This is a genomic window from Kitasatospora sp. NPDC006697, assembly GCF_042869935.1.
Taxonomy (GTDB): domain Bacteria; phylum Actinomycetota; class Actinomycetes; order Streptomycetales; family Streptomycetaceae; genus Kitasatospora.
Genome location: NZ_JBIAGU010000025.1, coordinates 27,694 through 54,569, shown reverse-complemented (window position 1 = coordinate 54,569; position 26,876 = coordinate 27,694). Strand labels below are relative to the sequence as shown.

At 74.0% G+C, this 26,876-nt stretch carries 5 protein-coding genes; all 5 read right to left on the bottom strand.

Annotated elements, in window-relative coordinates; translation table 11 throughout:
- Nucleotides 1-17,529 carry an amino acid adenylation domain-containing protein gene (locus tag ACFYNO_RS29065; protein WP_388018930.1) on the bottom strand — a complete coding sequence of 5,843 codons (17,529 nt, stop codon included), beginning with the start codon at nt 17,527-17,529 and terminating at the stop codon, nt 1-3.
- On the bottom strand, nt 17,526-23,687 hold the full coding sequence (locus ACFYNO_RS29060) for an amino acid adenylation domain-containing protein (protein WP_388018927.1): 6,162 nt from the start codon (nt 23,685-23,687) through the stop codon (nt 17,526-17,528). Before ACFYNO_RS29060 ends, ACFYNO_RS29065 begins: the two co-directional genes overlap by 4 nt.
- A gap of 174 nt (nt 23,688-23,861) precedes the next feature.
- Nucleotides 23,862-24,653 carry a thioesterase II family protein gene (locus ACFYNO_RS29055; protein WP_388018924.1) on the bottom strand — a complete coding sequence of 264 codons (792 nt, stop codon included), beginning with the start codon at nt 24,651-24,653 and terminating at the stop codon, nt 23,862-23,864.
- A 392-nt stretch (nt 24,654-25,045) separates the two neighbouring features.
- The gene (locus tag ACFYNO_RS29050; RefSeq protein ID WP_388018921.1) at nt 25,046-25,837 is read right to left on the bottom strand and encodes an ABC transporter permease; all 792 of its coding nucleotides are present in this window, start codon (nt 25,835-25,837) and stop codon (nt 25,046-25,048) included.
- Nucleotides 25,834-26,832 carry an ABC transporter ATP-binding protein gene (locus ACFYNO_RS29045; protein ID WP_388018918.1) on the bottom strand — a complete coding sequence of 333 codons (999 nt, stop codon included), beginning with the start codon at nt 26,830-26,832 and terminating at the stop codon, nt 25,834-25,836. Before ACFYNO_RS29045 ends, ACFYNO_RS29050 begins: the two co-directional genes overlap by 4 nt.
- Nucleotides 26,833-26,876 lie beyond the last annotated feature (44 nt).

Genomic DNA, 26,876 nt, shown 5'->3' with positions numbered 1-26,876 from the left:
TCAGTTCCCCTCGAGGTGGAGGTTGATGATGCGGGCGATCTCGGCCGCCGGCTGGGCCTTGGGCAGGCCCATGTGGGTGGCGTCGATGTCGTAGTGGTGGATCGTGCCGCCGATGTGCGGGGCCCAGACGCCGGCGTAGGACTCGTCCGGGTTCTGGGTGGCGTTGAAGAACACCACGTCGCCGTTGAAGACCGGCGAGTCGTACTCCAGCAGCATTTCCGAGTGCGCCTTGAAGAGCTGGCTGCCGTTCTCCACCAGCGCCTCGCGGTCCTCGTCCACCCCGGAGCCGATGAAGAACTCCGTGAAGAACTCCCGGACCTCCGGCATGTTCACCGGGTCCTCGATGTTGCGGAACCAGCTGGCCGGCGGGCAGTCCAGCAGGGCCAGCAGCTCGACCCGGTGGCCCAGCCGCTCCAGCTCGGCGGCGATCGCGTGGGCGTAGGTGCCGCCCGTGGAGTGGCCGACGAAGAGGTACGGGCCCTCCGGCTGGATCTCGAGGATCTGGCGCAGGTAGTCGTCCAGCATCTCCTGGGTCGACTCGGCCCGGCCGTTGCCGTCGAAGCCGCGGGCCTGGATGCCGCGCACCGGACGGTCGCCGAGCAGCTGGGCGAGGCCCACGTAGGACCAGCACAGGCCGACACCGGGGTGGATGAACCAGAGCGGCGACTTGGTGCCCTCGGTCCGCATCGGCAGCACCGCCGCGAACGGGTCGCTGAAGACCGGCAGCTGACTGGCCGTCTTCGACTCCAGGTGCGCGGAGAGCTTGGCCACCGTGGTGTTGCTGAACATCACGCGGATCGGCACCTTGATGCCGAGCGAGGCCCGGATCCGGCTGATCAGCTTGGTGACGCGCAGCGAGTGGCCGCCCAGGTCGAAGAAGTCGTCGTCGATGCCGACCTGCTCCAGCTCCAGGGCCTCGGCGAACAGCTCCGCGAGCTTGGCCTCCAGCGGGTTGCGCGGCGCGCGGTACTTGGCACCGGAGTACTCCGGGTCCGGCAGCGCGTTGCGGTCCAGCTTGCCGTTCGGGGTGAGCGGCAGCCGCTCCAGGGTGACGAAGGCCGCCGGCACCATGTGCTCCGGCAGGCGCTCGCCGAGCGCCTTGCGCAGCTCCTCGGCGTTCGGGCTCGCGCCCTGGGCCGGGATCACGTAGGCCACCAGCTGCTTGTCGCCGTTGCGGTTGTCGCGGGCGATCACCACGGCCTGCTCGACGTCCTCCCGGGCCAGCAGCGCGGCCTCGATCTCGCCGAGCTCGACCCGGAAGCCGCGGATCTTGATCTGGCTGTCCGCGCGGCCGCGGAACTCCAGCTCGCCGTCCGCGGTCCAGGCGACCACGTCGCCGGTGCGGTACATCCGCTCGCCGGGCTCGCCGAACGGGCAGGCCACGAAGCGGGTGGCGGTCAGGCCGGAGCGGCCGAGGTAGCCGCGGGTCACGCCCGCGCCCGCCACGTACAGCTCGCCGGCCACGCCCGGCAGCACCGGCCGCAGCGCGGTGTCCAGCACGTACGCCCGGGTGTTGGGCAGCGGGCGGCCGATGGTGACCGGCTGTCCGGCGGTCAGCTCGCCCATGGTGGCGCCGACCGTGGTCTCGGTCGGGCCGTAGCCGTTGAACATCCGGCGGCCGGCCGACCAGGTGGCCACCAGCTCCGGCGAGGCGGCCTCGCCGGCCACCATCAGCGACCGCACCGAGCCGAAGGAGCCGGCCGGCATGGCGCTGAGCACGGTGGGCGTGAGGATCGCGTGGGTCACGCCGTAGGTGTCCGCGGTCTCGGCGAGCGGGGCACCGGGGGTGATCTTGTCGGGCTCGGCGATCACCAGCGCGCCGCCGGCCAGCAGCGACATGCACATCTCGCCGACCGAGATGTCGAAGCTCGGCGAGGCGAACTGCAGCACCCGGCTGTCCGAGTCGACCGCCATCCGCTCGGTCATCACCGAGACCATGTTGATGATGCCGGTGTGGGTGACCGCCACGCCCTTGGGCTGGCCGGTGGAGCCGGAGGTGTAGATCACGTAGGCCGCGTTGGCCAGGGTGAGCGCCCGGTCCGCGCCGGTCAGCGCGGTGGCGTCCAGCTCCGCGGTGGCCGCCGCGAACTCCGCGTCGTCCAGCCGCAGGGTGTCCGCCGGCAGCTCCGGCAGCTGGTCGGCGGTGTCCGCGTCGACCAGGATCAGCCTGGTCGAGGAGTCCTCGACCATGTAGGTGAGCCGGTCGGCCGGGTACTTCGGGTCCAGCGGCAGGTAGGCGCCGCCGGCCTTCATCACCGCGAGCACCGCCACGCACCACTCGGGCGAGCGCCGCAGCGACACACCCACCACGGTCTCCGCGCCGACCCCGCGGGCCGCCAGGGCCCGGGCCAGCCGGTTCGCCCGGGCGTCCAGCTCGGCGTAGCTGACGGTCCGGTCCTCGAAGTGCACCGCGACCGCGTCCGGGGTCCGGGCGGCCTGCCGCTCGAACAGCTCCGGCAGGGTCAGCTTCGGGCTCTCCACGGCGGTGTCGTTGAAGGCCGCCAGCAGCTGCTCGCGCTCGGCCGCGCCGAGCACGTCCAGCGCGCCCACCGGGATCTGCGGGTCGGCGACCAGCTGGCGCATCACGTACAGCACCCGGTCGGCGATCGCCTGCACCCGCTCGGGGCTGATGTCCCGGCGCTGGTACTGCAGGATCATCCGCAGGTACGGCTCGGCGTCGGCCGCCAGGCCCACCAGGTAGGCGGCGCCGGCCGACGGGCGGATGCCGCTGAACGACAGGCCCGCCGCGGTGTTGGCCGCACCGATGCCCTCCCGGTCCACCGGGAAGGACTGGAACAGCACGATGGTGTTGAACAGCTCCTTGAGGCCGGTGCCCCGCTGGATGCGGTGCAGGCCGTAGTGGTGGTGGTCCAGCAGCGCGGTCTGCCGCCGCTGCAGGTGCCGCAGCACGTCGGCGAGGGTGTCGCTGGGCGCGAACTCGGCCCGGATGGGCAGCGAGTTGACGAACAGGCCGACCATCTGGTCGACGCCCGCCACCTCCGGCGGACGGCCCGACACGGTGGTGCCGAAGATGACGTCCTGACGCCCGGTCAGCTGGCCGATGATCACCGACCAGACACCCTGGACCAGGGTGCTCATCGACACCCCGAGCTCGGCGGCCCGCCGCTTCAGCGCCTGGGCCTCCTCCAGCGGGAGCGGCACGTCGACCTGGCCCACCCGGGCCTCGGTCTCGGCCAGCTCCTCGGTGGCCAGCATGGTGGGCTCGCTGACGCCCTCCATCTCCTTGGTCCAGGCCGCCGCGGCCGCGTCGTCGTCGCGGCGCGCCAGCCAGCGCAGGAACTCCTGGTAGTCGGGCACCCGCGGCATCCCGGCCGACACGCCCTCGGCCGCGTACAGCTGGGCCAGGTCGCGGACCAGGATCGGGAACGACCAGCCGTCGAAGATGGCGTGGTGGACCGTCAGGACCAGCTCGGAGTTGTCCTCGCCGAGCCGGACCAGGCTGGCCCGCAGCATCGGCGGCTTCGCCGGGTCGAAGTGGGCGAAGTGGTCCTCGCGCAGCACCTCCTCCAGCGCCGCGTCCCGGGCCGCGTCGTCCAGCTCGCGCAGGTCGACCACCCGCCAGGGCAGCTCGACGTCCTTGAGCACCAGCTGGGTCAGGTCGCCGCTGGCGCCGGTGACGAAGGCGGTGCGCAGGGTGTCGTAGCGGTCCAGCAGGCCCTGGGCCGCCAGCCGCATCCGGGCCGGGTCGATCTCGCCCTGGACGTGGAAGGCCACCTGGACGATGTGCGCGTCGAACTCGTGCTGCTCCAGCCGCATGGTCTCGAAGAGCAGACCGAACTGCAGCGGGGTGAGCGGCCAGATGTCGGTCAGCGACGGGTACTGCTGCTCCCAGGACTCGATCTCGGCCTGGGCCATCGTCACCAGCGGCAGGTCCGACGGGGTCAGACCGCCGGCGCCGGGCTGTGCGGCGTGCCGGGCGATGCCCTCCAGGGCGGTGCCGAACAGGCCGGTCAGCTGCTGCGCCTCCTCGCGGGAGAGCAGGCCGGTCGGGAAGGCGACCCGGGCGGTCAGGCGCGGGCCCTGCGCGGTGTCGGTGACGTAGGCGCTCACCTCGACCGTGGCCAGCGCCGGCATGTCGGCGTCCAGCTCGGCGGCCAGGCCCAGCGCGTCGGCGGCCAGGGTCCAGCCCGCGCCGCCGTCGGCCGGGTCGCCCGCGGCCACCCGTCCCAGGTAGTTGAACGAGATCTGCGGGGTCGCGCGCCAGTCCAGGTCGGCGGCGGTGGACGGGTTGAGGTAGCGCAGCAGGCCGTAGCCGACGCCCTTGTCGTCGATCGCGAGCAGCTGCTCCTTGACCGCCTTGACCACGCCGCCCGCGGCCGCGCCGCCGGCCAGCGCCTCGGCCAGGTCGAACCCGGCCACGTCCAGGCGGACCGGGAAGAGGCTGGTGAACCAGCCGACCGTGCGGGACAGGTCGGCGCCGGGCACGACCTGCTCCTCGCGGCCGTGGCCCTCCAGCTTGATCAGGGTCGAGGACTGCTGCACGCCCCGGTCGGCGCGCCACTGCGAGACGGCGAGCGCGAGACCGGCCAGCAGGCCGTCGTTGACGCCGCCGTGGAAGGCGGTGGGCACCGCCGTCAGCAGCGCCTCGGTGACCTCCCCGGAGAGCTCCAGGGAGACCGCGTCGACCGTGGACATCACGTCCACCGCCGGGTTCAGCGGGCGGGAGCCGAGCAGCGGGTCGTCGCCGTCCAGCAGCTCGGACCACTTGGAGAGCTCGGCGATCCGGTCCGGGTCGGAGGCCTCGTCCCGCAGGGCGTGCGCCCAGCGGCGGGCCGAGGTGCCGACGGCCGGCAGGTTCGCGGGCGAGCCCGCGCTGATCTGCTCCCAGGCCGCGGCGAAGTCCGGCACCAGGATGCGCCAGGAGACACCGTCGACCACCAGGTGGTGCAGCACCACGATCAGGCGGCCGGCGCCGTCCGGGCCGGCGAACCAGGTGAACTGGGCCATGGTGCCGGCGGCCGGGTCCAGCCGGCCGGTGGCGGCGTCCAGTTCGGCCTTGGCCGACTCCAGCCAGGCGGCGTCGAAGGCGCCGTCCCAGTCCACCCGGTGCAGCAGCGCGGCCGGGTCGACCGTGCCGGGGGCGGAGATCTCCAGGCTGCCCTCGCCGGCCAGCACCAGGCGCGAGCGCAGGATGTCGTGGCGGTCCAGCACCGCGGCGAGCACTGCGGTCAGGCCGGCCTCGTCGATCCCGGTCGGCAGGTCGAGCACCGCCGACATGGAGAACCGGTTGAAGCTGGCGCCCAGCTCCAGCATGTACTTGGCGATCGGCGGCAGCGGCATCTCGCCGGTGCCACCGCCCTCGAGCTCGGCCAGCACCGGACCGAGGTCCTGGCTGCCCGCGGCGGCGGCCAGCTCGGCCACCGTGCGCAGCTCGAAGATCTGCCGGGCGTTGACCACGACACCCTGGGCCTTGGCCCGCGAGACGATCTGGATGGAGCGGATCGAGTCGCCGCCGATGGCGAAGAAGTCGTCGTCGATGCCGACCCGGTCCACCGCCAGCACCTCGGAGAAGACCTCCGCCAGCACCTCCTCGGCCCGGCTGCGCGGGGCCCGGTAGGTCTCGCCGGTGAAGTCCGGGGCGGGCAGCGCGGCCCGGTCCAGCTTGCCGTTGGGGGCCAGCGGCAGCCGGTCCAGCGGCACCAGGACCGAGGGGACCATGAACTCCGGCAGCCGGCCGGTGACGAACCTGCGCAGCTCGCGCATGGTGACACCGGCGGTCATGTCGGCCTCGAAGCGGCCCTGGGCGTCGACCTCGCCGCCCGAGTCCAGGCCGCCGAGGACGACGTAGCCGACCAGCCGCGAGCCGCCGCCGGGGACGGCCTGGGCCGCCACCACCGCCTGCTCGATGCCGGGGTGCGCGGTCAGCGCGGCCTCGATCTCGCCGGGTTCGATGCGGAACCCGTGGACCTTCAGCTGCGCGTCGCCGCGGCCGACGTACTCCAGCTGGCCCTGGGCGTTCCAGCGGGCCAGGTCGCCGGTGCGGTACATCCGCGAGCCGGCCGGACCGTACGGGTCGGCGAGGAAGCGCTCGGCGGTCAGCGCGGCGCGGCCGTGGTAGCCGCGGGCCACCTCGCCCGCCACGTACAGCTCGCCGACCGCGCCCACCGGCACCGGCACCAGGCCGGCGCCGAGCACGTAGGCCCGCATGTTGCCGAGCGGGGCGCCGACCGGCGCGGTGTGCGCACCGGTCCATTCCTCGCCCGCCGCCAGCGCGAAGGCGCTGGCGTAGAAGGACTCGGTCTGGCCGTAGGCGTTGACCACCGTGACGCCGGGGATCGCCTCGCGGACCCGGCGCACCAGGGCGGCGGGCAGCGCCTCGCCGGCGAAGACCACGGTGTCGGCGGCGATGGTGCCGGTGGTCTGCTCCAGCAGGTCGGCGAAGACCGACGGCACGGTGCTGATCACGCCGCCGCTCCAGCCGCCGCGCTCGCCGATCACCAGCACGTCCCGGGCCAGCTCGACGGTGCCGCCGGCGGTCAGGGTGGTGAAGACCTCGAAGACCGAGACGTCGAAGTTGATCGAGGCGCCGGCCAAGGTCCGGGTGGCGGCGGTGATGCCGACCGTGCCGGCCAGCCGGAGCAGGCCGTTGACCAGGTTGCGGTGGGTGACGGCCACGCCCTTGGGCAGGCCGGTGGAGCCGGAGGTGTACATCACGTAGGCGGCGTTGTCCGGCCGCACGGCGGCCGGCTCGGCGCCGGCCTCGCCGGCCAGGTCGGCGAGCAGCACCCGCTCGGCGCCGTCCTGCGGCAGCACGTGGGCGCTGGCCGCGTCGGTGAGCACCAGGTGCGGGCGGGCGTCGGCGACGATGTGCGCCAGGCGGCTGCTCGGGTACTTCGGGTCGATCGGCAGGTAGGCGCCGCCGGCCTTCAGCACACCCAGCAGGGCCACCACCAGGTCGGCGGAGCGCGGCAGGGCGATGCCCACCACGGACTCCGCGCCGACCCCGCGGCCGGCCAGCGCGCGGGCCAGCGCGTCGGCCCGCTCGTCCAGCTGGCGGTAGGTCAGCTCCTCGCCCTCGGTGACCAGCGCGACCGCGTCCGGGGTGGCCGCGGCCCGCTGCTCGAACAGCTGGGGCAGCGTCAGCTCGGGGGTCTCGGCGGCGGTGGCGTTGAAGCCGTGCAGCACCAGCTCCCGCTCGGCCGCCTCCACCAGCTCGACGGTGGCGATGCCGCGCTCCGGCTCGGTGGCCAGCACGCCCACCAGGCGCACGAAGCGCTGGGCGATCGCCTCGGCCGTCGCGCGGTCGAAGAGGTCGGTGGCGTACTCCAGCAGACCCACCACGCCCATGCCCGGCAGGTCGGCCATGTTGAAGAACAGGTCGAACTTGGCGGTCTCGGTGCGCACCCGCTCGAACTCCACCTGGAGGCCCGGCAGCGCGAAGTCCTTCCGGGCGAAGTTCTGCCAGGCGAACATCACCTGGAAGAGCGGCGAGTAGGCGGTGGAGCGCTCCGGGTTGAGCACCTCGACCAGGCGCTCGAACGGCACGTCCTGGTTGTCGTAGGCGGCCAGCGACTTGCCGCGGACCTGCTCCAGCAGCTCGCCGAAGGCCGGGTTGCCGGACAGGTCGGTGCGCAGCACCCAGGTGTTGACGAAGAAGCCGACCAGCTCGGCCAGCGCCTCGTCGGTGCGGTTGGCGATCGGCGAGCCGATCGTCAGGTCGTCGCCGCCGCCGAGTCCGTGCAGCAGCACGGCCAGCGCGGCCTGCAGCACCATCGAGGCGGTCGCGCCGTGGCGCTGGGCCAGCTCCTCGACGGCGGTGGCGGTGGCCGGGTCGAGCGCGAACTCGACCGCGGAGCCGCGGTGCGAGGCGGAGGCGGGGCGTGGTCGGTCGGTGGGCAGCCGCAGCGGCTGCGGCACGCCGGCCAGCTCCTCGCGCCAGTAGCGGACCTGGGCCGCCAGCAGGCTGCCCTCGTCCTCCTCCTCGCCCAGCACCTCGCGCTGCCAGAGGGTGTAGTCGGCGTACTGCACCGGCAGTTCGGCCCACTGCGGGGCCGCGCCCTCCTTGCGCACCGCGTAGGCGGTGGCCAGGTCGCGGGCCAGCGGGGCCATCGAGGAGCCGTCGCTGGCGATGTGGTGGATCAGCAGGACCAGGATGTGCTCCTGCTCGCTGATCTTCAGCAGGGTGACCCGGACCGGGATCTCCGCGGCCAGGTCGAACGGGTGCGCGGCGGCCGCGGCCATCGCGTCGTCCAGTCCGCCCTGGGGCACCTCGACCACCGGCAGCTCCAGGTAGACCTGCTCGGCCGGCAGCACCACCTGCGCCGGGACGCCGTCGGCGCCCTCGACGATCAGGGTGCGCAGGCTCTCGTGCCGGACCACCACGTCGGCCAGCGCGGCCCGCAGCGCGGTCCGGTCCAGCTCGCCGGTCAGGCGCAGCGGGAACGGCGCGTTGTAGGTCGAGGACGGGCCCTCGAACTTGTCGATGAACCAGAGCCGGCGCTGCGCGTAGGACAGCGGCAGCGACTCGGGCCGCTCGGCCGCCCGGCGCAGCGGGGCGCGCACCGCGGCACCGGCGCTCAGGTGCGCGACCAGCTCCACCACGGTCGGGGCCTCGAAGACCACCCGGATCGGCAGTTCGACGCCGAGCACCGAGCGGATCCGGCTGACCAGGCGGGTGGCGAGCAGCGAGTGGCCGCCCAGGGTGAAGAAGTTGTCGTCGATGCCGACCCGGTCCAGGCCGAGCACCGCCGCGAACAGGCCGCACAGCGCCTCTTCCTGCGGGGTGCGCGGGGCCCGGCCGGTGGCGGCGCCGGCGAAGTCCGGCGCGGGCAGCGCCTTCTGGTCCAGCTTGCCGTTCGGGGTGAGCGGCACCTCGGCGATCGCCACCACGGTGGAGGGCACCAGGTGCTCGGGCAGCCGGCCCTTCAGGTAGCCGCGCAGCGCGCCGACCAGGGTGCCGATCCGGCCGGCCGCGGCGGGCACGTTGGCCAGCACCCGGTCGGTCCGGCGGGAGGGCACGAAGGAGCCGCTGACCGCCTGGTCGTCCGCCAGGCCGGCCGGGAAGACCACCGCGTCGAAGCACTCGTCGGCCGCGGCCGACCAGCTGAGCACCAGGCCCCAGCCCTGCTCGGCGGCGAAGGCGCGCAGGTCCTCGGGCTCGACCACCGGGCCGGCGGCGGCGGGCGCCGTGATGACGCCCATCGAGACCGCGGCCTCGACCTCGTCGGCCAGCCGGCCGTTGGGGATCCGGGTGATCCGGACCGGGGTGTCGCCGTGCGAGCGGACCAGCTCGGCCAGCCCGACCAGGTCGTCGACCTGGCGGCCCCAGCGCAGCACCGGCGCCTCGGCCACCTGCACCGCGGCCGCGGGGGCCTTGTGCAGCACGACCTCGTAGCGGTGCCGGGTCAGCTCGTTGTGCGCGCGGCCGGCCTTCAGCCGGATCTCGACGCCGCCGGCGCCGTGCCGCTCGGCCCACTGGGAGAACCACTCGGGGTCGAGCACGAGCTCCTTGTCCATCAGGATCGCGCGGGCCACCGCGGCCCGGCTCACCGACGGGGCGGCCTCGGGGTGCAGCGCCCGCTGCACGCCGGAGCGGAAGAGCCGCAGGGTGGCGGCGTTGCGGACGTCGCCGACCAGGATCCGGCCGCCGGGGCGCAGCAGCTCCAGCGCGCCGGCCAGCACCTCGTCCAGGTACTCCGCGCTCGGGAAGTACTGGATGACGGAGTTGATGACCACCAGGTCGAAGTGGTCGCGGGGCAGGCCCGACAGGTCGTCACCGTTCTGGTGCTGCAGGTGCACCTTGTCGGCGTGGCCGGCCTGCTCGACCTGGACCCGCAGGCGCTCGACGACGGGGCCCGACATGTCGGTGGCCCAGTACTCGTCCACCCGGCCGAGCACCTGGGACATCAGCAGACCGGTGCCGACACCGATCTCCATGATCCGGCTCGGCTGCCAGCGCATCATCTGCGCCACCGCGGCGTCGCGCCACTCGGCCATCTGGTCCAGCTCGATCGGCTGACCGCCGTAGTAGCTGGAGTTCCAGCCGTTGAAGTCCTCGCCCCACGCGGTCCTGGTCTCCGCGTAGAGGTCGTCGTAGATCAGCTCCCACTCGTCGATCTGCTCCTCGGCGCCGCCGGTGGCGGCGTCCAGCTCCTCGACGGCGTCGGCCTTGGGCACCACGTAGCCGACCAGGCGGCGCTCGCCCGAGCGGTCCTCGTTCCAGGTGACCACGGCCTGGGCCACGCCGGGGTGGGAGACCAGGGCGGCCTCGACCTCGGCGGGCTCGATCCGGAAGCCGCGGATCTTGACCTGGGAGTCCGCGCGGCCGCGGAAGGCCAGGGTGCCCTCCGGGGTCCAGGCGACCACGTCGCCGGTGCGGTACATCCGCTCGCCGGCCGCGCCGAACGGCGAGGCCACGAACCGCTCGGCGGTCAGGCCTGGTCGGTGGGCGTAGCCGCGGGCCAGGCCGGCGCCCGCGATGTAGAGCTCGCCGGCCACGCCGGGCAGCACCGGGCGCAGGCCCGCGTCGAGCACGTACACCCGCATGTTGTCCATCGGGCGGCCGATCGGGATCGACTCGCCGACCTCGGCGACCGAGGCCATCGGGTGGCAGGTGGCGAAGGTGGTGGTCTCGGTCGGGCCGTAGCCGTCGACCACGGTCAGGCCGGGGTTGGCCTCCAGGGCGCGGGCGACCGAGGCCGGGGAGACCACGTCGCCACCGGTCCACACCTCGCGGACGCCGGCGATCGCCTCCGGGTTCTCGTCGGCGATCACCTTGAAGAGGCCCGCGGTGAGCCAGAGCGCGGTGATCCGCTGCTCGGCGATCAGCGCGGTCAGCGCGGCCGCGTCCAGCTTGCCGGCCGGCGCGACCACGGCCGTGCCGCCGCCCAGCAGCGGCGCCCACAGCTCGTAGGTGGAGGCGTCGAAGGACTGCGGCGAGTGCACCAGCACCCGGGCGTGCGCACCGTTGCGGTAACGGCGGTCGGTGGCCAGGCCGGTGACGGCCCGGTGGGTGACGCCGACGCCCTTGGGCAGACCGGTGGAGCCGGAGGTGTACATCACGTAGGCGAGCTGCTCCGGGCTGCCGGCGGCGGTGGCCGGGGCCAGGTCCGCGGCGGTGCGCACGGCCTCGGCGGTCTCCGGGGCGTCCAGCACCAGCAGGCGGGCGTCCGCGGGCAGCTTGTCGGCGGTCTCGGTGTCGGTCAGCAGCACCGCGGGCTCGGCGTCGCGCAGCATGAACTCGATGCGCTCGGCCGGGTAGTCCGGGTCCACCGGCAGGTAGGCGGCGCCGGCCTTCAGCACCGCGAGCAGCGCGACGACCTGCTCCGCGGAGCGCGGCAGGGCCACGCCCACGACCGACTCCCGGCCCACGCCCTGCGCGGCGAGCACCTGGGCCAGCCGGTTGGCCCGGCCGTCCAGCTCGCGGTAGCTCAGCACCAGGTCGCCGGCGGCGACCGCGGGGGCCTCGGGGGTGGCGGCGGCCTGCGCGGCGAACAGCTCGGCGACGGTGCCCTGCGGGGCCTCGACGGCGGTGTCGTTGAACCGGCGCAGCACCAGGTCCAGGTCGGCGCTCTCCAGCAGCTCGACCTCGCCGACGGTGGCGTCCGGGTCGGTGACCAGCTGCTGCAGGATCCGGGCGAACCGCTCGGTGTAGCCGCGCACCGTCTCCGGGTCGAAGAGGTGGTGCTGGTACTGCAGCGCGACCCGCAGGTGCGGCTCGGCGAAGGCCATCACGACCATCGGGTAGTGCGCGCCGGAGAGCGGGCTGATGCCGGTGATCGAGATGCCGGCGGCCGAGTTGGCCTCGGTCAGCGCGACGCCGTCGATCGGGTAGGACTCGAAGCCGACCAGGGTGTCGAACAGGATGTTCAGGCCGGTCGAGCGGTGGATGTCCAGCAGGCCCTGGTGGTGGTGGTCGAGCAGGGCGCTCTGCCGGTTCTGCAGATCGGTGAGCATCCCGCGCAGGGTGGTGGTCGGGCCGCAGTCGACCCGGACCGGCAGGGTGTTGATGAAGAGGCCGATCATGCCGTCGACCCCGGGGACCACCGGCGGGCGGCCGGAGACGGTGGCGCCGAAGACCACGTCCTGACGGCCGGTCAGGCCGCCGAGCAGCAGCGCCCAGGCGCCCTGCACCAGGGTGTTGAGGGTGAGGCCCAGCTCGGCGGCGCGGCGGCCCAGCTCGCGGGCGTCGTCGGCGCTGAGCGGGATGTCGATCTGGCCGATGCCCTCCGGGGCGGCCCCGGCGTGCTGGTTGGGCACCAGCAGGGTGGGCGCCTCCAGGCCGGCCAGCTCCTCCGCCCAGGCCCGGTCCGACTCGGCGCGGTCCTGCCGGTTGAGCCAGACCAGGAAGTCGCGGTAGTTGTGCGCCTTCGGCAGCACCGAGGCGTCACCGGCCGCGCCGTAGAGCCGCAGCAGGTCCTGCATCAGCAGCGGGACCGACCAGCCGTCGAAGAGCACGTGGTGCGCGGTGAAGACCAGCTCCCAGCGGTCGGGGGCCAGCATCACCAGGGACATCCGCACCAGCGGGGCCTTGGCCAGGTCGAAGTGGGTGTTGTGGTCCTCGGTCAGGAAGCGGCGCAGCGCCGCCTTCTGCCCGGTCTCGCCGAAGCCGCTGAGGTCCAGGTACTGCCAGGGCAGCTGGACCTGCTTCTGCACCAGCTGCACCCGGTCGCCGGCCGCGTCGAAGACGAAGGCGGCGCGCAGGCTGTCGTACCGGTCGAGCAGCGCCTGGCCGGCGGCCCGCATCCGGGCCGGGTCGACCTCGCCGGCCAGGTGGAAGACCAGCTGCATCTGGTAGGCGTCGAAGGTGGAGCCGGACAGCTCGGCGTGGAAGAGCAGGCCGGACTGCATGGTGGTGAGCGGCCAGACGTCGGCCAGGCCCGCGTACTGGTCGGACCAGTTGTCCAGGTCGCCCTGGGTCACCGGGACCAGCGGCACGTCGGAGGGGGTGAGCACGCCGGCCGACGGGGCGGTGGCGTGCTGGGCCAGGGCGAGCAGCGCGGTGCGCCACAGGCCGGCCAGCTCCTCGACCTCGGCGAGGCTGAGCAGGCCGGCCGGGAAGGCCAGCCGGGCGGTCAGCTCCGGGCCCCGCTCGGTGTCGGCGACCAGCGCGTTGACGTCCAGGGTGGAGAGCGCGGCCATCCGCGGGTCGAGGTCGCCGATCAGGTCGGTGGTGCCCTCGGAGCGGGTGAAGCCCAGGCCGCGCAGGTGCTCGGGTACGTCGGTGGCGGAGAAGCGGCCCAGGTAGTTGAAGCCGATCTGGCCGGTCGGGTACCGGCGCAGCACCGCGGAGGTGTCCGGGTTGAGGTGGCGCAGCAGGCCGTAGCCGATGCCCTTGTCGGGCAGCGCGAGCAGCTGCTCCTTGACCGCCTTGACGGCGCTGCCGGCGGCGGCGCCGCCCGCCAGCGCCTCGTCCAGGTCGATCCCGGCGAGGTCCAGGCGGACCGGGAACATGCTGGTGAACCAGCCGACGGTGCGCGACAGGTCGGCGCCGGGCGCCACCTGCTCCTCGCGGCCGTGGCCCTCCAGGCGGACCAGCGCCGAGGACTCCTCGATGCCGCGCGAGCGGCGCCAGGCGGCGAGGGCCAGCGCGAGGGCGGCCAGCAGGCCGTCGTTGACGCCGCCGCGGTAGGCGGCGGGCAGCGTGGTCAGCAGGGTCTCGGTGACGCCGGCCGGCAGGGTCAGCCAGGTGTGCTCGACGGTGTCGACGGTGTCGACGGCCGGGTCCAGCGGGCGGCTGCCGAGCAGCGGGTCGGGGCCGGAGACCACCGAGCGCCAGAGCGGCAGTTCGGCCAGCCGCTCGGGGGCGGTGGCCTGCTCGACCAGGGCGTGCGCCCAGCGGCGGGCCGAGGTGGCGACCGGGGGCAGCTCGATCTCGCGGCCGTCGCGGACCTGCTCCCAGGCGGTGGCGAGGTCCGGCAGCAGGATGCGCCAGGAGACGCCGTCCACCACGAAGTGGTGCAGCACCACGATCAGGCGGCCGGTGCCGTTCGCGGCGGCGAACCAGACGAACTGGGCCATCACGCCGGCCTCGGCGTCCAGCCGGCCGGTGGCGGCGTTGAGCTCGGCGGTGGCCAGCTCGCGCCACTGCGCGTCCCAGCTGCCGTCGGTCTCGACCCGGCGGATCAGCGCGGCGGTGTCCACCGAGCCGGCCGGGGCGACCAGCAGGCCGCCCTCGCCCTCGGTGACCAGGCGCGAACGCAGGATGTCGTGGTGGTCCAGCACCGCGGACAGGGTGGCGGTCAGGCCGGCCAGGTCGATGCCCTGCGGCAGGTCGAGGACCTGGGACATGGCGAACCGGTCGGCGCCGGCGCCGAGCTCGCCCAGCCAGTGGCCGATCGGCAGCAGCGGCTGGTGGCCGAGGCCGCCGTCCGCCAGCTCCGCCAGCACCGGGCCGCCGCCGGTCTCGCCGACCAGCGCGACGGTGGCCAGCTCGGCGGCGCTGCGGTGCTCGAAGATCTGCCGCGGCGTCACCTCGACGCCCTGGGCGCGGGCCCGGGAGACCACCTGGATGGAGCGGATCGAGTCGCCGCCGATGCCGAAGAAGTCGTCGTCGATGCCGACCCGGTCCAGGCCCAGCACCTCGGCGTAGACGCCGGTCAGCACCTCCTCGACCGGGTTGCGCGGGGCGCGGTACTCGCCGCCGGAGAAGTCCGGCTCGGGCAGCGCGGCCAGGTCCAGCTTGCCGTTGGGGGCCAGCGGCAGCCGGCCGAGCAGCACGAAGACGGCCGGGACCATGAACTCGGGCAGCCGGCTCGCGGCGAAGCGGCGCAGGTCGCGCACCGAGAGGGTGACGGTGAGGTCGACGTCGAGGTCGCCCAGGCTCTTCACGCTGCCGAGGCCGCTCTGCTCGGCCTCCACCGGCACGATGTAGCCGACCAGCTGCGGGCTGCCGCCGCGGCCGCCCTTGACGGTCACCACGGCCTTGGCGACACCGGGGTGGGCGGTCAGCGCCGCCTCGACCTCGCCGGGCTCGATGCGGAAGCCGCGGACCTTCATCTGGACGTCGTCGCGGCCCGCGTACTCCAGCTGGCCCTGCTCGTTCCAGCGGGCCAGGTCGCCGGTGCGGTACATCCGGGAGCCGGCCGGGCCGAACGGGTCGGCGACGAAGCGGTCGGCGGTCAGGGTCGGGCGGCCGCGGTAGCCGCGGGCCACCTGGCCCGCCACGTACAGCTCGCCGACCACGCCGACGGGGGCCGGGCGCAGGCCGGGGCCGAGCACGTAGGCGCGCATGTTGCCGAGCGGGGAGCCGATCGGGGCGCCGCCGGTGCCGGTGAACTCCTGGTCGGCGGCGAGCGCGAAGGTGCTGGTGTAGAAGGACTCGGTCTGGCCGTAGCCGTTGACCACCCGGACGCCGGGGATCGCGGCGCGCACCCGGTCCAGCAGCGCGGCGGGCAGCGCCTCGCCGGCGAAGACCACGGTGTCGGCCTCGATCTTGCCGTGGACCTGGTCCAGCAGCTCGGCGAAGACCGACGGCACGGTGCTGATCACGCCGCCGCGCCAGCCGCCGCGCTCGCCGATCACCAGCACGTCGCGGACCAGCTCGACGGTGCCGCCGGCGGTCAGGGTGGCGAAGAGCTCGAAGACCGAGACGTCGAAGTTGATCGAGGTGCCGGCCAGCACCCGGGTGCCGGCCGTGATGCCGACCTGCTCGGCCAGGCCCAGCACGTCGTTGAGCACGGTGGCGTGGGTGACGGCGACGCCCTTGGGGGTGCCGGTGGAGCCGGAGGTGTACATCACGTACGCCAGCTGGCCGGGCAGCGGCGCGGCCTGCGGAGCGGCGGCGTCCAGCGCGGCGTCGTCGAGGTCCAGGTCGTCCAGCGAGAGCTGGTCGATGCCGGTCAGCGGCAGCACGTCGGCGCTGCGGCCGTCGGTCAGGATCAGCCGCGGCGCGGCGTCCTCGAGGATGAAGTCCAGGCGGCGGCTCGGGTACTTGGGGTCGATCGGCACGTAGGCGCCGCCGGCCTTGAGCACCGCGAGCAGCGAGGTGACCAGGTCGGCGGTGCGCTGCACGGCCACGCCGACCGGGGTCTCGGCGCCGACGCCGAGACCGGCGAGCACGCCGGCCAGCCGGTCGGCGCGGGCGTCCAGCTCGCGGTAGGTGAGGACGGTGCCCTCGCACTCGACGGCCACCGCGTCCGGGCGCTCCGCGACCTGACGGGCGAACAGCTGCGGGACGGTCAGCTGCGGCAGCTCGCGCGCGGTGTCGTTGAACCGGTGCAGCACGGTGTCCAGCTCGTCGGCCTCGAGCATCTCGGCCAGCGCGACCGGCTGGTCCGGGCGGGCCACCACGGAGCGGATCACCCGCACGTAGCGGTCGACGATGGACTGCGCGGTGGACTCGTCGAACAGGTCGGTGGCGTACTCCAGGTAGCAGAGCATGCCCGGGCCGTCCGGGTCCGAGAAGTAGTTGAACTCCAGGTCGAACTTGGCGCTGGAGGTGGAGAGCACCTCGAGCCGGGCCTGCTCCAGGCCCGGCAGCTCCAGGTCGATCCAGGCGTCGCTCTCCCAGGTGAACATGACCTGGAAGAGCGGGTGGTAGGCGGTGGAGCGCTCCGGGTTCAGCACCTCGACCAGGTGCTCGAACGGGGCGTCCTGGTTGTCGTAGGCGGTCAGCGCCTTCTGCCGGACCTGCTCCAGCACCCGGTCGAAGGTCGGGCTGCCGGTCAGGTCGGTGCGCAGCACCCAGGTGTTGACGAAGAAGCCGACCAGGTCCTGGAGCTCGTCGTCGGTGCGGCCGGCCACGGTGGAGCCGATCGCGATGTCGGAGCCGGCGCCCAGGTGCTGGAGCACCACGGCCAGGGCCGCCTGCAGCACCATCGGGACGGACATGTCGCGCTCGCGCGCGGTCCGCTCGACCTGGGCCAGCAGCTCGGCGTCGATCGGGAAGCCGACCATGTCGCCCTTGTGGCTGGCGACCGGCGGGCGCGGGCGGTCGGTGGAGAGCCGCAGTGGCTGCGGCACGCCGGCCAGCTCGTCGCGCCAGTAGCCGACCTGGGCGGAGACCACGCTGTCCGGGTCGTTCTCGTCGCCCAGGACCTCGCGCTGCCAGAGCGTGTAGTCCACGTACTGCACCGGCAGTTCGGGCTGCTGCGAGACCTCGCCGCGGTGCCGGGCGGTGTAGGCGGCGGCCAGGTCGCGGGAGAGCGGCAGCATCGACTCGCCGTCGGCGGCGATGTGGTGGATCAGCAGCACCAGTACGTGCTCGCGCTCGCCCGAGCGCAGCAGGGTGGCCCGGACCGGGATCTCCGAACCGAGGTCGAAGGCGTGCCGGGAGGCCTCGGCGATCGCCTCGTCCAGCGCCTCGGGCGCCACCTCGAGCACCGGCACCTCGACCTGCGCCTGCTCGACCGGGAGCACCAGCTGCGAAGGCACGCCGTGCTCGTTCATCGCGATCAGGGTGCGCAGGCTCTCGTGCCGCGCCACCACGTCGCGCACCGCGGCGCTCAGCGCGCCCTGGTCCAGGTCACCGGTCAACCGCATGAGGAAGGGGACGTTGTACGTCGCCGATGGGCCCTCGAACCGGTCGATGAACCACAGCCGACGCTGTGCGAACGACAACGGGATCATTTCTGTCCACTCCTGTCCATCTTGCGCAGTCGAGGCCGGCTCGACGTGCCTGCGTTCCTGACCGTGCTCGAAATTTCTGAGATGACGTGAGACTCGAAGATCGCCCGCAACGGCACGCTCACGCCGAGCACCTTGCGGATCCGGCTGGTCAGCCGAGTAGCCGATAGGGAGTTGCCACCGAGTGCGAAGAAGTCGTCGTCCATGCCGACCCGCTCCACCCCCAGCACCTCGGCCAGCAGCTCGCACAGGGCGGTCTCCTGGGGGGTGCTCGGTGCGCGGTAGGCGATGCCGACGGTGTCGGGATCGGGCAGTGCCGTGCGGTCCACCCCGCCGTCCGGGGCCAGCGGCAGCCGCTCCAGCACCAGGAAGGCGGACGGGACCAGGGCCGCGGGCAGCAGCGCGGCCGTGTGCGCGCGCAGGTCCTCGTCGGCGCCGTCGAGTGCGTTCTCGGCCGGGTCGGCGGGCTGCAGGTAGGCGATGAGCTGGTCGGTGCCGGGGCGGACCAGCACGGCCGCCCGGGCCACCGCCGGGTGGGCGGCCAGCGCGGCCTCCACCTCGGCCGGGTCGATCCGCAGGTCGCGGACCGTCAGCAGGGCGTCGGTGCGGCCCAGGTGCTCGAGCTGCCCCGCGCGGTTCCAGCGGGCCAGGTCCCCGGTGCGCAGCATCCGCGCCCCGGGCGGGCCGAACGGGTCGGCGACGAACCGCAGCGCGGTGTCCGCCGGGTGCCCCGGGTAGCCGCGGGCGACGGCGTCGCCCGCGAGGTAGAGCTCGCCGACGGCGCCGGGCGGCACCGGCACCAGGCCGGCGCCGAGCAGATAGGCCCGGCCCTGCGGCAGCACCGGGCCGGCCGGCCGCTCTGAGGCGGTGCCGGACTCGGCCCCGCCGGAGAGCACGGCGGCCAGCAGCCGCGCCACCGGCACGCCGGCGGTCCAGTCGGGCACCCCGGCGGGCAGGCTCGCGACCTGCCCGGCGAGGTTGCGGTGGGTGGTTCCGACGGCGGGTGCCGTGACGGAGAGCCCGGTCGGGTGGGTGAGGAGGGCGAGGTGGTCGGGGTGCGGGGCCGGCAGCCGGCCCGCGCCGCCGGCCTCGGCCAGCAGCTCCGCCACGCCCGCGGTCGGGGTGGCGCCGTCGGCGGCCGGCCGGTCGGTGACCAGCAGCAGCGGCCGGGTGCTCGCGAGCACCGCGGCCTGCCGCCCGGCCGGGTCGGCCGGGTCGAGCGCCACCAGGGTGCCGCCCGACTTCAGCACGCCGAGCAGCGCGACCGGCAGGTCCTCGCCGGCCGGCAGGGCCACGGCGACCGGCGTCTCGGCGCCGACTCCGCGGCCGGCCAGCGCGCGGGCCAGCCGGTCCGCCCGCTCGCCGAGCTCCGGGAGGCCCGCCCGGTCGAACAGCTCCGGCACGGTCGCCGCGGCGCCGTCCGCCGCCGCGGCGGGCGCGAGCAGCCGCTCCCGCTCGGCGGGCTCCAGCAGGTCCACGGTGCCCGCGAACCGGGCCGGGTCGGCGACCAGCTGGCGCAGCACCATGCCGTAGCGGGCGGCGATCGCCTTCACCACGGCCGGCTCGACCATCGAGCGCTGGTACTGCACCGTCAGCCGGATGTCGTCCGGCTCGATGAAGACCAACACGCTCAGCGCGTAGTGGCTGGCGGTGAAGGAGCGGATGCCGGTGATCGCGATCCCGGCGGACCGGGAGGCCTCGACGATGCCGGAGCGGTCCATCGGGAAGGACTCGAACCCGATGATGCTGTCGAACAGCTCGCCCAGGCCCACCGCCCGCAGGATCTCGCTCAGCCCGTGGTGCTGGTGGTCCTTCAGCACGGCCTGCCGGGTCTGCAGCGTGCCCAGCACCTCGCCCAGCCGGTCGCCGGGGCCGAAGCCCACCCGGACCGGCAGGCTGTTGAGGAACATGCCGACCATCGCGTCGACCCCGGGCAGCTCCGGCGGCCGGCCGGCCACGGTGGAGGCGAACAGCACGTCCTGACGGCCGGTCAGCTGGCCCAGCAGCACCGCCCAGGCGCCCTGCACCACGGTGTTCAGGGTGACGCCCAGCTCACCGGCGCTGCGCAGCAGCGCCCGGGCGGTCTCCTGGTCGAGCGGCACGTCGGCCTGGCTCATCACCGCGTCGTCGGCCGCTCGGGCGGAGCCGGCCGGCGGGACCTCGTCGGGGCGCACGACCAGCGTCGGCTCGGTGACGCCGGACAGCTCCGCCTGCCAGACCCGGGCCGACTCGGCCCGGTCCTGCCGGGAGAGCCAGGCCAGGAACTCGCGGTAGTCCGGCACCCGGGGCAGCGCCGAGGCGTCGCCGGCCGAGCCGTAGAGCCGCAGCAGGTCCTGCATCAGCAGCGGGACCGACCAGCCGTCGAAGAGCACGTGGTGGGCGGTCAGCACCAGCTCGTGGCGCTCCCCGTCCAGCCGGACCAGGGACATCCGCAGCAGCGGCGGGGCGGCCTGGTCGAAGGTGGTGGCCAGGTCCTTGGCCAGGAACTCCTCGAAGGCCTGCTCGCGCTCGGCCGCGCCGAGGGAGCTCAGGTCGAGGTCGGTCCAGGGCATCCGCAGGCCGGTCAGCACCAGCTGCGCCAGGCCGCCGTCGGCGTCGTGGACGAAGGCGGTGCGCAGGCTGGGGTGGCGCTCCAGCAGCGCCTGGGCGGCGGCCCGCATCCGCTCCGGGTCCACCGGGCCGGCCAGGTGCAGCGCGTACTGCACCTGGTAGGCGTCGAAGGAGGAGTCCTCCAGGGTGGAGTGGAAGAGCAGGCCGGACTGGAGCGAGGTGGTGGGCCAGACGTCGGCCAGGCCCGGGTAGCGGGCCGCCCACTCGTCCAGGTCGCTCTGCTTGACCTTCACCAGCGGCACGTCCGAGGGGGTCAGGCCGCCGGCGCCGGGCTCGGCCGCGTGCCGGGCCAGCCCGGTCAGCGCCGCGCACCACAGCTCGGCCAGCTCCCGCACCGCGGCGGGGTCGAGCACGCCCTCGGGGGCGCTGAAGGCGGCCTCCAGCCGGGGGCCGGCCGGGGTGTCCCGGACCGAGGCGTTGATGTCCAGTTCGGCGGGGGCGGGCATCCGCGGGTCCTGGGCGGCGTCCAGCTCGGCCAGCTCGGGCCAGGCGGAGGCCACCGGGTCCTGGGTGAAGCCGAGGCCGCGCAGCTGCTCCGGCATGTCGGCGCCGGCCGAGAACCGGCCCAGGTAGTTGAAGCCGACCTGGCCGATCGGGTAGCGCTCCAGCACCGGGGCGGTCTGCGGGTTGAGGTGGCGCAGCAGGCCGTAGCCGATGCCCTTGTCGGGCAGCGAGCGCAGGTGCTCCTTGACCCGCTTGACGGCCTCGCCCGCGGCGCGGCCGCCGGCGAAGGCCTCGTCCAGGTCCAGCCCGGCGGTGTCGAGGCGGACCGGGAAGGCGCTGGTGAACCAGCCGACGGTGCGGGACAGGTCGGCGCCGGGCGCGGCGCCCTCCTCGCGGCCGTGGCCCTCCAGCCGGACCAGCGCGGCGGGGTGCTCGGTGCCGCGGTCGCGCCGCCACTTGGCCAGCGCCAGCGCCAGGCCGGCCAGCAGGCCGTCGTTGACACCGCCGTGGAAGGCCGCGGGCAGCGTGGTCAGCAGCGCCTCGGTGACCGGGACCGGCAGTTCGACCTGGACCGAGCGGACGGTGCCGCGCACGTCGGTGGCCGGGTCCAGCCGGCGGGCGCCGAGCAGCGGCTCGGTGCGCTCGACGATGGACTCCCAGAGGTCCAGCTCCTCGATCCGGGCCGGCGTGCGGGCCTCGGCCGCCAGGGCGTGCGCCCAGGTGCGCATCGAGGTGGCGGCCGGGGCGAGCTCGGGGGCCCGGCCGGCGCTCACCTGGCGCCAGGCGTCGGCCAGGTCGGGGGTGAGGATGCGCCAGGAGACGCCGTCCACCACCAGGTGGTGCAGGGCGACCAGCAGCCGGCCGGTGCCGTCGGGGGCGGCGAACCGGGTGAACCGGGCCACCGCGCCGGCCGCCGGGTCCAGCCGCTGCGCGGCCTCCTCCAGCTCGGCCAGCAGCAGTTCGCGCCAGGCCCGGCCCTCGGCCGAGCCCTCGGGTGCGTCCCAGCCGCCGGCACAGGCCACCTCGCGCAGCACCGAGCCGGGCTCCACCGAGCCGGCCGGGCCGATCACCAGGGTCTCGTCGTCCAGCAGGCGGGCCCGCAGCATGTCGTGCCGGTCCAGCACCGCGCCTACCACGGCGGCGAGTTGGGCCGTCTCGATGCCGGCGGGCAGCTCCAGCACCATGGCCTGGAGGAACCGGTCGAAGCCCGGCCCCCAGCTCTTGATCCAGCGCGCCACCGGCAGCAGCGGCAGCTCGCCGGTGCCGCCGCCCTCCAGCTCCTCGAGCACCGGGCCGGCCGGGCCGGCGGCGGTGGCGACCTCGGCGAGCCGGGCGACGGTGCGCAGTTCGAAGATCTGCCGCTCGCTGACCATCACGCCCTGGGCCCGGGCGAAGGCGGCGATCTGCAGCGACATGATGCTGTCGCCGCCGATCACGAAGAAGTCGTCGTCGATGCCGACCTGGTTGCGTCCGAGCACCTTGGCGAAGAGCTCGGCCAGCAGCTCCTCCTGCGGGCTGCGCGGCGCCCGGTAGGCCTCGCCGCGGAACTCGGGCTCCGGCAGGGCGGCCTTGTCGAGCTTGCCGTTGGGGGTCAGCGGGAGCCGGTCCAGCAGCACGAAGGCGGCCGGGACCATCGACTCCGGCAGGTGCTGGGTGGCGTAGGCGCGCAGGTCGGCGGCGCCGAAGCCGGAGTCCAGCGCGATGCTGCCGTACGCGGTGCCCTGCTGCTCGCCGGCCGGCTTGCCCGCGCCGCGCCCGGCCGGCACCACGTAGGCCACCAGCTGCAGGCTGCCGCGGGCGTCGCGGACCACCACGGCGGCGTCCGAGACGCCGGGGTGGGCGCTCAGCACGGCCTCGATCTCCAGCGGCTCGATCCGGATGCCGCGGATCTTCACCTGGGTGTCGGCCCGGCCGTGGAAGACCAGGTCGCCGTCGGGGGTGGGCTCCACCAGGTCGCCGGTGCGGTACATCCGCCCGCCGGGCGCGCCGAACGGGCAGGCCACGAAGCGCTGCGCGGACAGGTCGGGGCGGCCCAGGTAGCCGCGGGCCAGCGAGGCGCCGGAGACGTAGAGCTCGCCGGTCACGCCGGGGGCCACCGGCCGCAGCGCGTCGTCCAGCACGTAGACGGCGGTGTCGGTGATCGCCCGGCCGATCGGCGGGACCTTGCCGTCGCCGGTCAGCGGGGCGCTCATGGTGGCGCAGACGGTGGTCTCGGTCGGCCCGTAGGCGTTGATCATCCGGCGGCCGGCCGACCAGGTGGCGACCAGCTCGGGGGTGGTGGCGTCGCCGGCCACCACCAGGGTCTCGACGCTCTGCAGCGAGCCGGCCGGCACGGCGGCCAGCACCGGCGGCGGCAGCGTCACGTGGGTGACGCCGTGCGCGGCGATGGTCTCGGCCACCGGCTCGCCGGGGGCCAGCTGCTCCTTGTCGGCCAGCACCAGGGCCGCCCCGGAGAGCAGGCCCATGCACATCTCCCAGACCGAGGCGTCGAAGCTCGGCGAGGCGAACTGCAGCACCCGGCTGTCGGCGGTGACCTTGAGCCGGCCGTAGTGGGTGTCCAGCAGCGCGGCCAGGCCGCCGTGGGTGACGGCCACGCCCTTGGGGCGCCCGGTGGAGCCGGAGGTGTAGATCACGTAGGCGGCCTGCGCGACCCGGTTGGGGCGGCTGCGCTCGGCGGCGCCGATCGGGCCGGCCGGGGCGGCGGCCACCGCGGCCGCGGTCTCCGGGGCGTCCAGCTCCAGCACCGGGGCGGCCAGCTCGGGCAGTTGACCCGACGTCACCGAGTCGGCCAGCACCAGGCGGGCCCGCGAGTCCTCGACCATGTAGCGCAGCCGGTCGGCCGGGTAGGCGGCGTCCATCGGCAGGTAGGCGCCGCCCGCCTTGAGCACGGCGAGCACGGTCACCCAGAGCTGGGGCGAGCGCCGCAGCGCCACGCCGACCACCGTCTCGGGGCCGACGCCCCGGCCGATCAGGAACCGGGCCAGCCGGTTGGCCCGGGCGTCGACCTCGCGGTAGCTCAGCGATTCGGCGCCGAAGACCAGGGCCACGGCGTCCGGCGCCGCGGCGACCTGGCGCTCGAACAGCTCAGGAATCGTCGCCGGTGGCATCGCCGGGTCATGGAACGAGCACAAAGCGACCATCCCCCAATGGTTGAACGTAGCGGCGGGAGTTCTTTCGGGTGGTATTGCTCATCAATCGCGTTCCGCGTCCCCCGGGGCGGCTCCGCGGGAATGCGCCGGAACGGCTCCGGCACATTCCCGCGGAGCGGCGGTCGGTGCTGGTCAGGCGGTGAGCCGGGCGGCGATGAATTCCAGCAGTTCGGTGCCGACCGGCTGGTCGAAGAGGTAGAAATGCCCGCCGGGGTAGACCTTCAGCTCGAATTCGGCGTCGGTGTGGTCGCGCCAGGTCGCCATGTGCTCCACCGGCACCCGGCTGTCGCTCTCGCCGACCAGCGCGGTGATCGGGGCGGCCAGCCGCGGGGTGACGGAGATCGGGTGCTGCTCCCAGAGCGCGAAGTCGGCCAGCACGGGGGGCAGCAGCGCCTCCAGGGCCTCCTCGTCCTGCATGACCTCCTCGTCGAAGCCGCCCAGGCGCAGCACCTCGGCGCGGAACTCCTGCTCGGAGAGGCCGGCCAGCCGGGGCCGGTCGCGGAACGGGATCGGCGAGGCCTGGCCGGAGAAGAAGAGGTGGGCCGGCGCCGGGCCGCCGCGGGCCTGCAGGGCCTGGGCCAGCTCGTAGGCGAGCAGCGCGCCGCTGGAGTGGCCGAAGAAGGAGAACGGGCCGTCCAACAGCGGGCGCAGCGCCTGGATCAGGGTGCGCACCAGCGGGCCGGCCTCGGTGGCGGGGTCCTCCAGCAGGCGGTTCTGCCGGCCGGGCAGCTGCACGGCCAGCACCTCGATGCCGGCCGGGAGCTGCTGCGGCCAGTCGCCGAAGGCGCCGGCCCCGCCGCCGGCCTGCGGGAAGCAGACCAGCTGGTGGGTGTGCTCGGCCCGCCGGGCGCGCCAGAGGAAGGGGCTCTCGACCGCGAGGCCGGCGCCGCGTTCCGGTGAATGGCTGCGCGTGTGAATGCTCATGACCCCTCTGCGGAATTCGGTGGCGGTCTGGCGGAAACACTCGGGAGGTTCGTGCAGTGGGCCGGAACGGACTGAATTGAATTACCCCGCTCCTCCCCATCGATCGTAGGAGTGTTCCATTCCACGAGGCAAGGAAGTACCGAGTGCCAGGTGCTTGTACGGGCACGTTTCGAGATTTTCTCGAGCGCTCCGGGAGCGGGCCGCCGACCGCACGGCAGGGCCGCTGACCTGTCCTGTCGCCAAGACGGCACGGCCTCTCGGACAATCGAACGCGACTGGGCCGCCCGGCACAATGCCGGGCGGCCCAGTCGCGTTTCTCGAGTATTCTTCGGTGTTTTTTCGAAGCGCTGCCGAGCGGTTTTCTCACCGCGGCCGGCGCCGGGTCGGGCGGGTCAGATCTTCGCCTCGCGGTTGAAGGCGGAGCGGGCCCACAGGAAGCCCAGCACGCTCAGGCCGACGCCCCAGGCGAGCGAGATCCAGGCGCTGTTGCCGACGCTGGTGCCCATCAGCAGAGCGCGCAGGGTGTCGGTGATCGGGGTGAAGGGCTGGTACTCGGCGAACTGGCGCAGGCCGATCGGCATCGAGGACGGCGGCACGACCGCGCTGCCGAGGAAGGGCAGGAAGGTCAGCGGCATCGGCGCGTTGCTGGCGGCCTCGACGCTGCTGGCGCCCAGGCCGATCGCGGCGGAGATCCAGCTGAGGGCGAAGGCGAGCAGGGCCAGGATGCCGAGGGCGCCGAGCCAGCCGAGGAAGGTGCCGTGCGGGCGGAAGCCGATCGCCAGCGCCACCGCGATCACCATGACCAGGCTGATCATGGTCTGGATCACGTTGCCGATCACGTGCCCGGTGAGCACCGAGGAGCGGGCGATCGACATGGTCCGGAAGCGGTTGATGATGCCCTCGGTCATGTCGGTGCAGACCGAGACGGCGGTGGAGATCGCGCCGGCGGTGACGGTCATCAGGATGATGCCGGGAGCCACGAAGTTGGTGTAGGCGCTGCGGTTGGTGCCGCCCGAGTGGTTGATGCCCGCGCCGAGCGTGCCGCCGAAGACGAACACGAAGAGCAGCAGCATCAGGACCGGCATCGCGACGATCGAGACCGTCATCGACGGGTAGCGCTGGGCGTGCTTCAGGTTGCGGCGCAACATCGTCATCGAGTCGCGCATCGCGTAGGCGGTGCTCATCGCACGCTCTCCTTCACGGCGGCCGGGGCGGGGACGTGGCTGGCGCTGCCGTTGCCGGTGAGCGCGAGGAAGACGTCGTCGAGGTCGGGGGTGTGGACGGTGAGCGCCTCGGCGTGGACGCCGGAGTGCTCCAGCAGGTCGAGCACCGAGCGCAGCGCGGGGATGCTGCCGTCGCTGGGGATCTGGAGGCTCAGGCTCTCCTCGTCCAGGGTGGCGGTGCTGATCGCGAGCCGGTCGGCGGCGGCCTGGAGGGCGGCCGCGGTGGCGAACTGCAGGCGGATGTGGCCGCCGGGGACCCGGCGCTTGAGCTGGTCGGCGGTGCCTTCGGCGACGATCCGGCCGCCGTCGAGCACGGCGATCCGGTCGGCGAGCTGGTCGGCCTCCTCCAGGTACTGCGTGGTGAGGAAGATCGTCACGCCCTGGTTGGCGAGCTCCTTGATCAGCTCCCAGAGGACCCGGCGGCTGCGCGGGTCGAGGCCGGTGGTCGGCTCGTCCAGGAAGATCAGGCTCGGCTTGCCGACCAGGGTCATCGCCAGGTCGAGCTTGCGGCGCATGCCGCCGGAGAAGGTGGCGGCGCGCTTCTTCGCGTCCTTGGTCAGGTCGAACTGCTCCAGCAGGCGGGCGGCCCGCTGCTTGCCCTCGCGCTTGTCGAGGTGGTGCAGGTCGGCCATCAGGAGGAGGTTCTCCTCGGCGGTCAGCAGACCGTCGACGGCGGCGAACTGGCCGGTGACGCCGATCTGGCGGCGGACCGCGTCCGGGTCGCCGAGCGACTGGCCGACGACGTAGGCCTCGCCCGCGTCGGCCGCGATGAGCGTCGAGAGGATCTGCACCGTGGTGGTCTTGCCGGCCCCGTTGGGGCCGAGCAGTGCGAAGATCGTCCCGGCCTCGACCTGAAGGTCCACCCCGTTGAGTACGGACTTCTCGCCGTACGACTTGCACAGCCCGACTGCGCTGATGCCCATGGGCGGGCCCATCTGTTCGAATGCGGCACTCATCGTGCCCCCTCCATCTCCTGGTTGTCGCGAGGGCAGGGCTCTGC

What these genes read in the sequence shown, in the direction of transcription:
- ACFYNO_RS29065 (WP_388018930.1), bottom strand. Translation starts at nt 17,529, where the DNA reads ATGATCCCGTTGTCGTTCGCACAGCGTCGGCTGTGGTTCATCGACCGG.
- ACFYNO_RS29060 (WP_388018927.1), bottom strand. Translation starts at nt 23,687, where the DNA reads ATGCCACCGGCGACGATTCCTGAGCTGTTCGAGCGCCAGGTCGCCGCG.
- ACFYNO_RS29055 (WP_388018924.1), bottom strand. Translation starts at nt 24,653, where the DNA reads ATGAGCATTCACACGCGCAGCCATTCACCGGAACGCGGCGCCGGCCTC.
- ACFYNO_RS29050 (WP_388018921.1), bottom strand. Translation starts at nt 25,837, where the DNA reads ATGAGCACCGCCTACGCGATGCGCGACTCGATGACGATGTTGCGCCGC.
- ACFYNO_RS29045 (WP_388018918.1), bottom strand. Translation starts at nt 26,832, where the DNA reads ATGAGTGCCGCATTCGAACAGATGGGCCCGCCCATGGGCATCAGCGCA.